Below are 11,871 nucleotides of genomic sequence, written 5' to 3' on the forward strand. Positions count from 1 at the left end.
GTCTTTTTTTCTGCGGCACCGTTTATTTTCAGATAAGTGATTTCATGTTCCGTTTCAGGAACAGACTGTCCGGTGCAGGAGTACATTCATGTCTGATACCAAAGTCAATTTTTTCAACAAACTTAAAAGCACCGTCATAAACAAGTTCAGTCCACTCAGGGATATTACCGGACAGACGCTGGGAGCTTTCCATATCGACAGTAAGATGGATATTCCATCCGGAGAAGCTGATATATACCTGTGTTCCAATGTCAGTTTTCACTCAAGTGATAAATTTATTTTAAAATACTACAGAAGAGAAAATGCAGTTAAACAGGAAGTCATTGAGAAACTCAAAAGTGTTCAAAGTCCTTATGTAGCTCCGGTTTCAGACTATGGCGAATATAACGGACATCAGTACACCATACGTCCGTATTATAAGATGCCTGCACTTTCCGATGTTCTGACATCAGGAACCAGATTTTCCGAAGAAGAACTGAGAGCATTTATTATTCCTTCGGTTATAGAAGGACTTAAAGCGGTTCATGATGTGGATATTCTGCACAGGGATCTGAAGCCCGGAAACCTTATACCTGATGACAGCGGGGAGCACATAGTTCTTATCGATTTCGGCATCAGTTCCAATGCCGACGGCAAGACTTTTGTAGTGACTCAGCCTGGAATGACACCTTTCTACGCGGCTCCGGAAGCAATTCAGGGGATTTTTCACAGGGAAACTGATTACTACGCTCTCGGAATAACCATATTTGAGCTATTTACCGGCTATACACCGTTCCAGAATCCCGGTATGTCCGGAGAAGAGGCCGCCAGACTTGCCGCCATCAGTAAAATTGAGTTTCCTGCCGATTTTCCTGAAAATCTCAAGAAACTGGTTCTCGGACTCACATACAAAGACATTTCCCGCAGAAACGAAAAGGATAATCCTAACAGACGCTGGGGCTATGATGAAGTTAAAAGATGGCTTGGCGGAGAGGATGTACCGGTTCCCGGGGAAAATACAGGTGCCGGTAATACCGAATCAGCTACTGTTCAGGCTTTTCAGCAGTATCGTTTTTACGGAAAAACATATACTTCAGAAAAAGAACTTCTTGTGGCCATGCTGCAGAATCCTGAAGAGGCTTTAAAGGATCTGGGAAGGGGAATTCTTACCCATCATTACTACATCATCGACGAAAATAAAGGCAAACTCTGTGATTCGGCTGAAAATAAAATCAGCAAGGATAATCCGGAAAATATCAGACATTTATCTGCGCTTATCTACAGTCTCAGACCGGATATAACAGAGATTATATTTAACGGCAGAATACTGAACGGTCTTCAGGAAGTCGGTATAGCCGTTATAGATGCCGTAATTGAGGAGGCGGCAAAAAACGGAAATCTGCAGGGAAGGGATTTAGATCTCATTAAGCCGGTTAAAGAATTTGCGTTATCCGGTATTGCAGAAGACTACGCCTCCATTGTTTTAAAAAATTCTGATTATGCAAAGATTTTTGCCAATGTCCGAAAGCTATGGAGAGAAGGTAAAGGTGTTTATACCGACACGGAAATTGCATTGATTCTGGGATATTCCATCTGTGACGACCGCAGGCTTCCGGTTAACGGAAAAGTGTATGACAATCCTGAAGCATTCAGGCAGGAAATGAAGAAGCTTGCAGAAAATGATCGCAGGGCATACACGGAATTTACCCAGAAAGCTAAAGCTGATCTGGATTTTCTGGAAAACAAGCTTCCTGATCCTGAATCACGTGAAGCCGTAATTCAGGCACTTGCTGATGCAAAATGGGCCGTATTCGGAGATAATGAATATATCTTTAAGAGCGGTAAGGATTTTGATAATTTCATTGACAGGCTGGTTAAGGAAGAAAAACCTTATGAACTGCAAAGTCTGTTTAACCGTTACAAAACACCTCTGAAGGAGGTCTCAAAGAAAGTCTGGAACTCTGATTCCGGAGCGAAACTTGAAAAAACTGTTTCCGGATTCATTCGTATTGGTGAACATCTCTTTACCGGAGAAAAAGCATGTAAGGATTTTCTCAACGGTGTCATGGTTCGTGGAAAAAATGAACCGGCATATCTGCTTGGTTTTATAAAGGGTCACAAAAAATCTCTAGACAGTGCCGCCGGAGATTTTCCTGAAATTAAAGAAGCAGTATCAAAACTCTATGCAGCCGGTGACAACGTGATATCCCTGAATGAATATTTATTCCCGGGCATATCAGAATTCAGGGACTTTATTGATACTGTTCTAAACCATGGCCGCATAGATCCTGAATATCTGACTGACTTTATGAGACGTCATAATAATGCTTTAAAAGCTATGGAATCAAAGGAAGGTATCAGCAGTATCACGAAACATCTCTATCAGGCCTACGGTGAACTCATATCCTTTGATAACAGGGTCTTTACGGGGGTTCAGGATTTTAATGCATACATAGACAGTGTAATACAGCAGGGAAAGAACAATCCCGGATTTCTGGTAAGCTTTACCAGAAATCTCCGTCAGGAAATTACAGAACTCCGAAACAGAGACAGTCGCTGTAATGAGGCGTTAAACAAACTCATGCAAGCCAGAAACAGCTTTGTTTCCTTTGATGAATATGTATTTCCGACTGTCACTGAATTCAGAAGCTTTATGGAAAATGTTCTTAAAACAGGAGAAAAGAATCCTTCATACCTTAAACGATTTATCAGTGTTCATGGAAAAGCTCTGACTGTTCTTAACGGAGTATCCGGTCTCTCCTCAATTGTAAAACCTGTTCTGGATGCCGGAAACAAGGTTGTTGAACTTGACGAGTACACCTTCAAAAATGCTGCTGAATTTGAAAACTTTGTAACCGGATTTTGCGGAGAAAACAACGAAAGAACTCTGCAGACGGCAGGTTTTGTAAAGGAACATCGTGACAGTCTCACTCTTCTTGAAAACAATACTTCCATTGCCACTCAGGTGAAGAAACTGCTTAAATCTGAAAACTCGGGAGAGAAAGAAAAATCAATCAGCGTAAACGGAGTAAAATACACTCCGGTTACAATGAAAAAAGGAGCTATTATCAGGTTCGGACACTATCCGCAGAATTCTGATAACCGAAAATCTCCTATTGAATGGCTGGTCCTTCACGTGAAAGAAAAAGAAGTTCTTCTTATCAGTCGTTATGCTCTTGACTGTAAAGAATATCATAGTGGAGGAGCGACAACATGGGAGAATTGTGATCTCAGAAAATGGCTGAATGGTGATTTCATAAAATCTGCATTTTCAGAAGAAGAGGCAGAAAGAATTTTAGTCTCAGATATAAGAAACGACGATAATCCTGAATATCACACTCATGGCGGAAATAATACAAAGGATCGTGTGTTCTGTCTGAGTATTTCTGAGGCAGAGCAGTATTTTGGTAACGATGAATCCAGAAAATGTAAACCGACGGCTTACGCACGTCAACAGGGCGCTTACGTTAGCGACGACTGTTGTTACTGGTGGCTTCGGTCGCCGGGCAACAATCGGAACTTCGCTGCAGACGTGGATGCGGACGGCTCGCTCTATCTGTATGGCTACTACGTCGGCAGTGGCAGCAATGTTGTTCGGCCCGCTTTACGAATAATCTGTAATCAGTAATCTTTTAATCTGAAATCATCCGACCGCGGCCCTGCCGCGGAATTATGGCTTAGCTCATTGGTCGGTCTTTGTCAAAAACAGATGAAAAGTTCCATTCTCATTAAAATTTAAGACTGTCAGTTTAATGGTGCTGTCTGAATTTTAATGAGAGATGATTTTTGACGGACAGACAGTTACCTGATTGAATCCGGATTTTAAAGATACAGACATAAAAAATATACAGTCGTTCAAAGAAATCAAGCATATGTAGTGCCTGGAAATAGTATTTATGTTAATGTGGTACCAATGACACGGAGCAGCAGAACTATTCAGAATAGTATCAGTAAAAATGATGAATCTTTTGTTTTTTTAATGTAAACCTATCCGTTATTACAGATATATAAGCAGTCAGGTAAAAAGTTATGTCTTCCGAAACATTACTAAATTCAGCAAATAATAAAACACTCATAAATACCGGTTCAGGCTGTGAAGTTGATAATCTTACAGGAACTGTTGTATTAGAAAAATACACTCTGTTGAATAAAATCAATGATCCGTCAGGAGAAGCTGCTCTATACATGGCTGTAGGCAATACCTCACAAAATTCTTCTGTTCAGAATACTCCGGTGGTAGTAAAGATATACAGAAGAAAGGAGGCCGTTAAACAGGAAGTTTTAAATAAGCTGGCGAAACTTAAATCTCCGGGAATTGTTGAAATTATCGATCATGGTTTTTACAATGGTTTCGCCTGCATTGTTATGCCTTATTACATGAATGGCAGTCTTGCCGGAAAAACCTTAACCTACGGTGTAATAAAGGATATAGTCATACCTGAAGTAACAGCAGGATTAAAGTATCTTCATGAGAACGGCATTATTCATAAAGACATAAAGCCAGCCAATCTGGTAATTTCCAATGACGGAAAACATGTACACATCATAGACTTCGGCATCAGTTCCGCAAAGGATGACGGAGTATCTGTACTGATTACTAAAACCGGCATGTCTCCGGAATACTGTGCTCCTGAAACCTTCAACAATGTCTGGGTCGAGGAATCTGATTTCTACTCTTTCGGCATTACTCTTTTTGAACTGTTTAAAGGTCATACTCCATTTAATTATTCATCCGACAGAGACGCCTTGGCCGCAAGCGCATCCATTCAGAAAATCCGGTTCTCACTTGATTTTCCGGAAGAACTTGTAAATCTTATCAAAGGACTTACATACAAGGATTTATCCAACCGCAACGATCCGAATAATCCGAATCGCAGATGGAACTGGAATGAAATAGAAAAATGGCTTAAAGGAGAAAATATTCCTGTTCCTGGTGAATTAAATTCCAATAATAAAACATCCGATTCAACCGGGAATACCAGTGAATCCTCAGCATATATTTTTTCCAATCCGTATGATTTCAGAAATAATCAGGGCAAAGTTGTAAAACTTAACAATCTGGCAGAGTTTACAGAAGCCTTCGGTCTGAACTGGAATGACGGTAAAAAACATGTCGGCAGAGGTTTTGCTTCAAAGTTTTTCATTCAGCAGAATATGCAAAACTCAGCAAGTATCATCATGGACTGTGAAGATGCGGGTATTACTGACATGGCATATGCCAAAATGCTTATAGAATTGAGTGCTTCTGCCGGTAATTACAGACTGTATTGGAATTCAGTTCGAGTCGATGACAACATGAAGATTCTGTCAGATCTGCTGACTGACGCATTGTACAGTCAAAGCAACAATCTTAATGAAGAGTTCGATACTATTAGGCAGCTACTCTGCTGCTGGTATGACAAAACAGGAAAAGATAAAGAATTAGGTGTAATCAATAACCTGCAAAAAATTGCAGAGGTGTACAGTGATGACCTTTCTACCAAGATAATTGCACTGTGTTCATTTATTGATCCGAATTTGGTTATAAAAATCGGTAATGATATTTTTCATACAGCAGAAGAACTGAAAACCAAAACCCAAAAGCAAAAATTGAGTAATGAGGAACAGTATTTTGAATGGCTGCTGAATAATCAGAATGATATCACAAGATATCAGGCTTGTATTATTCCCGCAGTAAAACAAATTATTGACAATCTGTTACAGGACTTACATTCAGAATTAAACAGGCGCAGAGAAGAGCAGGCACGAAAGGAGCGTGAAGAAAAGGCACGAAATGAGCGTGAAGAAAAGGCACGAAAGGAGCGTGAAATACGTATTTTCGGGAAGCCTTTAAGCTCTGTACGAAAAGGAGATATTATCAGATACGGCAAATATTATCAGGATACTGACAGACAAAAATCCCCCATTGAATGGCTTGTGCTTGATGTGAAAGAAAAAGAAGTTCTTCTTATCAGTCGTTATGCTCTTGACTGTAAACAATATTATCATGGCTATACTAGTACTAGTATAACCTGGGAGAATTGTGATCTCAGAAAATGGCTGAATGGTGATTTCATAAAATCTGCATTTTCAGAAGAAGAGGCAGAAAGAATTTTAGTCTCAGATATAAAAAATGATGACATTCCTCAACATCATAAAGGCGGAAACAATACAAAGGATCGTGTGTTCTGTCTGAGTATTTCTGAGGCAGAGCAGTATTTTGGTAACGATGAATCCAGAAAATGTAAACCGACGGCTTACGCACGTCAACAGGGCGCTTCTGTTTACAATGACTGTTGTTACTGGTGGCTTCGGTCGCCGTACACCCCCGGCAGTAAGTTCGGTTACTTTTGGCTTATGAAGGAGCGCAACGCTGCCTGCGTTCGTACGGTCGGCTCGCTCTATCCGATTGGCCGCAGCGTCAACTATGACCGCGTTGCTGTTCGGCCCGCTTTACGGATAATCTGTAATCAGTAATCTTTTAATCTGAAATCATCCGACTGCTGACAGGCCGCGGAATCAGGGCGTAGCGAAGCTACGCCCCAAACCGACCGTGAAGCGGTCGGTTGACAACAAAAAAATAGAATAGTTGGACGTGTATATATATAAAATATCATAGACAGTTATGAGACATTCCTGATAAAGGTATTCTCATAAGAAATCAAAACAGTCAATGGGTTACCACCTGTTATTTGCACCTTTTCGACAGGATTATAAATGAAAGGTTTTGGATATGATATTGTCTCTGTTACACAGATGAATTGTTGCTAAAGGTGCTCTGACTCGGGTAATAAAAACAGAACGCTCATCTGAAACAGGGACACACGGGTAATCTTCGCTGTCTTGCTTTCAGACAGTTTGTACTGAAAAGGAATGAAAAGAGTATTTAACACCTATATTTCTTAGTTTAATAAAATTTTTTCTGAAAGATATTATATAATTGATAACAGTTATTTTGCTATGATGTATTTTCTGGTGTTGTTCAGATGAAGCATACACAGCAGGTATTCAAAAGATACATGGAAACTCAAGGTTAAGAAAGGATAACGGCTCCGATTCCTTAAAGTGAGGTTATGAGCCGGACTGACTTTATGAAAAATAATAAAAAGAAGAACAAAAACAATAAGAAAGTAACAAAAACAGATAATGATTTCGTGTCTGATTTTTCCGTAAATCTGCACGCGCTCTCCCGTTTTATGAAAAATCTGCCTAAAGACGCCAGACTGAAGGAAATGGCCGGCGGCAGAAATGTTATTGAAGTAAAGAAAATACTTGAAAACAACGCATTGAACGAAATGCTGATTTCCAATCAGCAGCTGATATGCGATCATCTGCGCGATGAGGCTGAGGTGTATCATGAAATTCAGAATCTTATCGCTGAATATGAACGGGAACTTAAGAGTCTGGAGGAAGAATTTGATGATTCTGAATCTGAAGAAACTCCCGTGTCTGCGTCTGATTCCGAAAAGTCAGAAAATGGAGCCGGCGGAAAACATAAACGCAGATTTTCACAAAAACACGTCCCTGATGAAGCCACTCTTAAGCTTCAAGCTCTGATTGCCGAGAAGCTTCCTTACTATCGTGAAAAAAATACCGTGCATTTTGATTCAAGAATCAGCTTTTCCAGTGAAGACGATGTCATCAGAATGCATGACTGGATAAATAATCCTGAAGAAATTGCCAGACATTCATTTTATCCGCTGATATCAAATACTCAGAAGACCCGTCAGAAGAGAAAAATCGAGGAATTCCGTTTTTACAGTAAAGCTCTTAAAGAAAACACGGATCCGGAAATTGTAAAAGAATGTCGCGAGAAAATTGAAAAGTTCAAAAAAAACGGCCCCGTAAAGGAAAGACCGATAAGAATCTGTTCACATCTTGATTCCCTCATTTATGCCAGCTACGCCAGACTGCTGCGGAAAAAATATGAGGAATACATACGTGATCTGGGATTTTCGGATTCCGTTCTTGCCTACAGAAAAACTCCCGTGAGAAAGATAAACGGCGTGAAAGTTGAGTTTCCGACCATAGGAGCCGTTTATGACGTAGTGCGGTTTATCAGAGAGAAGAACTGCAGGTGCATCGCTCTTTCCGTAGATCTCTCATCTTTCTTTGACTGCATTGATCACCGTAATCTTAAGGAGGAATGGCAGAACATTCTCGGGGTAGCAGAGCTTCCACCCGATCATTACAATGTTTTCAAATCACTGACAAACTACTGTTACGTGGAAAAGAGTGAACTCGAAAGATATGCCTGCGAGTGCCATGCTGACGAAATTCCTGATGATGAGGAGGACGATGAAGTTGTATATACCTCTTTTTCATGGCGCAGGTTCTTCAGAAACGGTGCTGATTTCCGAAAATTCAGAAAATGGTACAAGGCACAGCCTGATTTTGCCGGTTTCTCATCATTTCACCGGAATCCCGGAATTGTCAAAGGCGGCCGAGGCTGTGGTGTTCCTCAGGGACTGAGCATCAGTGCGGTTCTTTCGAACATCTACATGATTAAATTTGATAAGGCAATGGCTGATTTTGCCAGGGAAAACGGCTGTATGTACCGCCGCTACTGCGACGATATTCTGCTGATAGGTCCGGATGACCGGAATTTCATGGACAGCGCCTATGAGTTTCTCTGTGAAAAAATCAGGGAAAGAGGGGAGGGACTGAAGCTGCACCCGTATCACAGGAATTTCAGAAATCCTTACTCAAAGTGTCAGATGTATGATTTTACTTCTCCGCAAATCAGAGAGATGCCGATGCAGTATCTCGGTTTTTACTTTAACGGCGAGAGAGTGCGCATCAGAGAAAGCAGTATTGCCGGTTTTTACAGGGATATGAGCAAGGCGGTGACGGCCCTGCGCATCAGAAAATTCAATTTCGCCAGAAAAAAGATAATGGATGATATAGGTTATCTTGCTGCAGAAAATTTAGGAAAGGTTAAGCTTGTTTGCGTCCGGCACGTGATGGAGGATAAACTGTCAAAGGAGGTTAAAAAGGTTATCCACAGATGTACCCCCGAAGCGGCCAGACGTGTCACCAACCGCTGTCTTGATATCAGTTCAAGAATAGACGACTTTGCCGAAAGTGATCAGTTCAAGGATAAGCTTCTCCGGTTTATCATCAGTGACGTGGACAAAGAGACCGGCAGAACCGTATACAGACAGGCGTTCGTACCAAATCTCAGACTTCTGCACAGAATATATTCCTTCAGATCCACCAGAAACTTCATGCGTTATGTGATAAACGCGGCTGAGGTTTTTGATGAACCGGAAAAGGGTAACAATACCATCAGAAGACAGCTTCGCTCACATACGACCCACCTGAACAGAAAGATTCGCAGGGCTTATCTCATCAACTGTGAGAAGCTTAAGGAATATGCTTCCGAGTTTCTTCTGGCACAGAAAAGGTAACAGCTGACAAAGTTACTTTCCCGAATGACCTGAATGTCATGACGGAATCGGTATCAGACTCTTGACATCATTAAACGTTGGGATAGAATGACCAGTGCTGAATATGCAGATATTCAGGTTAATTAGTAACTAGTAAATAATCAATCAGGCCCTGCTCACTGAGCTTTTACGGCCGAAATTCTAGTCTGTGGAATGTGTCTTAGGTTCTTGAGATTAAATCCGTGGCACATTCCGTGCAGACCTGTCGCTGACCGTGTTCAATTTACGGTTTTCATCAGAAAGCATCTATACGGAATATTGACTTTTTGTTCCCTAGACATATATTTGAATTAATTGATTTGTATCTTTTTCTGAAACCGGTCATATACGCTTTCTGCGGAAATAAGGGCCCGGCATGACGGAGATAATATGGGAAAAAAAGCTTCAAGGTGGTTCAGGAGTCATCAGATATCCGAAAACGCTCAGAATAAAAATAACGGTGATGTCATCAGTAATAAGGCTTCTTCGGAACATCTCTGTCCGGTGTGCGGACGTTACCTGTTTGAATCAGAATCAAGTCATGACATCTGTCCGTTCTGCGGCTGGGAGGATGATAGTCTGATGGAGTCTGAACCTGACGGCTGGGCCGGCTGTTCCAACGATTTATGCCTCAGTATGTACAGGAAACGTTATCTGAATGCTCTGAAAAACAATTCCTCATACGAATATTCAAGAGACGGAATTCCGGAAAATTCCGAAGATTCCGGTAGCTGAAGCCGGCTGTTTCTGAAAAAATTAAAAACATGTTTTTAAAATTTTCACATGCTGTTTGACTGTAATATCAGGCAATGTAGAATAGATGTGCTGAACATGCAGATGTTCAGGAATATTATATCTAAGATAATTATCAATAGGCCGGTATCGGGCGTGTCTCGGACATTACGGCTGAATTTAAGGTTAGAGGAATGCATCTTAGGTTCTTGAGATTAAATCCGTGGTGCATTCCGTGCAAATTCTTTCTTTCCGTATCCGCGTCTATTTCCGCTGTCTCTCTTTTTCATTCTATTTCTTCATCGGTTAACCTGTTCACAATTTTTACAGAAAATCTGGTTTTTTGGCTGATTACAGGTCTGACATCACATTCAGGTGAAAGTGCTGCCTTTACAATTGAACTAGTGAATTGTCTTTTTTTTGAACGGACAGGAGTGGCTCTGCATGTGGTTTTTAAAAAAAGAAAGCTCTGATGTCGATAATAAAGCCAGAGAGCTGATAGAAAAAGAAAAGAGTTCTGCAAAGATAATCATGGAACTTGCGAAGCAGCATGAATCCATGATAAAGAGTATCAACAGTCAGCTTTCTCAGCTTAATGAGAATGTGTGCAAGCTGTATGATATGGGGCAGAACAGGGAAGATTTTGTCAGGGAGCTGACGGATAAGTCTCTTGCCGATACCAGAAAGGAAGTGCTTGATGTCTGTCATCAGGATCTTGATCTCATAAGTACCATGAAAAGCTGTATGGCCGTAGTGCAGGCTGATGTGGTTGCTCTCAGAAAAATGCATGAAACCTTTATTAAGGGGTTTGACAGCCTGAGAGAACAGATGTCGGCAATCAGAGAATGTACAAGCATAATCTCCTCCGTGTCCAGTCAGACCAATCTTCTGGCGCTGAATGCCACCATTGAGGCCGCAAGAGCCGGCGAACACGGCCGCGGTTTCGCAGTGGTTGCAGGTGAGGTTAAGAAGCTTTCTCTTGACACTGCCGAAGCTTCTTCAAGAATTGATATATGTGTGGATGACTTTACCAACCAGATTAACAATCTCATTGAGGATGCCACGAAGAGTGCCGCCAAGTTCGAAGAAGTCAGCAAGTATACCGAGGAATCCGGAGGAACCTTCCAGCTTTCCATAGACAAGCATGAGGAAATCGCCAACGGTATTTTCTCCTATGTGGACGACACTCTGAAAAATGTTCTTAACAGCGTGCACGAGCACATTGAAAGCGAGAATAAGGATTACGGCATTGAGCATATAATCAGGGATGTGGAGGAAATTTCGTATAAACAGTCTGAACTGGCAAAAAACTATCGTACCTTCAGCAGTTACATCAATGATTTTTCTGCCAGATTGTCCGAACTTAAAAATGAGGGTGAAGATGATACGGATTGATTCCGGAAAGATCCCGTAATCGGTAGCAGGAGGCACTTTCCATGAATGTGGAGTGCCCCCCATAAGTTGAACAAATAAAACTTATGCTTATTCTAAGGCTGAATTTCTTACTTCACAAGGAGTTCGGCCTTTTAATTTTTTCTGTATTCTATCATTGTTGTAATAATGGATATATTTCTCCATCGCATCTTTAAGTTCGTCTAGAGTGTTAAACTCATATTCATGTCCATAAAACATCTCGTTTTTCATCTTTCCAAAGAAATTTTCCATAATGCTATTGTCATAGCAGTTACCCTTGCGAGACATCGACTGAATGATACCTCTTTCTCTGAGCATGGAATGATACTCGAACATTTGG

At 41.1% G+C, this 11,871-nt stretch carries 6 protein-coding genes; 5 read left to right on the forward strand and 1 reads right to left on the reverse strand.

The genetic code is table 11. The features are described 5' to 3' along the window. The first annotated feature begins 88 nt into the window (after positions 1-88). The 5 genes from T489_RS14350 (at position 89) to T489_RS0108400 (ending at position 11,513) form a co-directional block, all read left to right on the forward strand. On the forward strand, positions 89-3,607 hold the full coding sequence (locus tag T489_RS14350) for a protein kinase domain-containing protein (RefSeq protein ID WP_031579596.1): 3,519 nt from the start codon (positions 89-91) through the stop codon (positions 3,605-3,607). Positions 3,608-4,008: 401 nt separating this feature from the next. Then, on the forward strand, positions 4,009-6,435 hold the full coding sequence (locus T489_RS14355) for a protein kinase domain-containing protein (protein ID WP_051621916.1): 2,427 nt from the start codon (positions 4,009-4,011) through the stop codon (positions 6,433-6,435). A gap of 614 nt (positions 6,436-7,049) precedes the next feature. Then, positions 7,050-9,368 (forward strand): reverse transcriptase domain-containing protein, encoded by a 2,319-nt coding sequence (locus tag T489_RS0108385; RefSeq protein WP_031579598.1) that lies wholly within the window; start codon positions 7,050-7,052, stop codon positions 9,366-9,368. A 408-nt stretch (positions 9,369-9,776) separates the two neighbouring features. Next, positions 9,777-10,121, forward strand: a complete 345-nt coding sequence (locus T489_RS14360; protein WP_051621917.1) for a CPCC family cysteine-rich protein — start codon at positions 9,777-9,779, stop codon at positions 10,119-10,121. 441 nt (positions 10,122-10,562) lie between these two features. Next, the gene (locus T489_RS0108400; RefSeq protein WP_031579601.1) at positions 10,563-11,513 is read left to right on the forward strand and encodes a methyl-accepting chemotaxis protein; all 951 of its coding nucleotides are present in this window, start codon (positions 10,563-10,565) and stop codon (positions 11,511-11,513) included. Positions 11,514-11,600: 87 nt separating this feature from the next. Here the strand turns inward: T489_RS0108400 and T489_RS0108405 are convergent. Continuing rightward, a partial coding sequence (locus tag T489_RS0108405) for an IS3 family transposase (RefSeq protein WP_037319353.1) occupies positions 11,601-11,871 on the reverse strand: 271 nt, incomplete at its 5' end.

The organism is Ruminobacter sp. RM87 (assembly GCF_000701925.1).
Classification (GTDB): domain Bacteria; phylum Pseudomonadota; class Gammaproteobacteria; order Enterobacterales; family Succinivibrionaceae; genus Ruminobacter; species Ruminobacter amylophilus.

Excerpts from the sequence above, each read along its gene's own strand:
- T489_RS14360 (WP_051621917.1), top strand. The coding sequence starts at position 9,777 with ATGGGAAAAAAAGCTTCAAGGTGGTTCAGGAGTCATCAGATATCCGAA.
- T489_RS14355 (WP_051621916.1), top strand. The coding sequence starts at position 4,009 with ATGTCTTCCGAAACATTACTAAATTCAGCAAATAATAAAACACTCATA.
- T489_RS14350 (WP_031579596.1), top strand. The coding sequence starts at position 89 with ATGTCTGATACCAAAGTCAATTTTTTCAACAAACTTAAAAGCACCGTC.
- T489_RS0108385 (WP_031579598.1), top strand. The coding sequence starts at position 7,050 with ATGAAAAATAATAAAAAGAAGAACAAAAACAATAAGAAAGTAACAAAA.
- T489_RS0108400 (WP_031579601.1), top strand. The coding sequence starts at position 10,563 with ATGTGGTTTTTAAAAAAAGAAAGCTCTGATGTCGATAATAAAGCCAGA.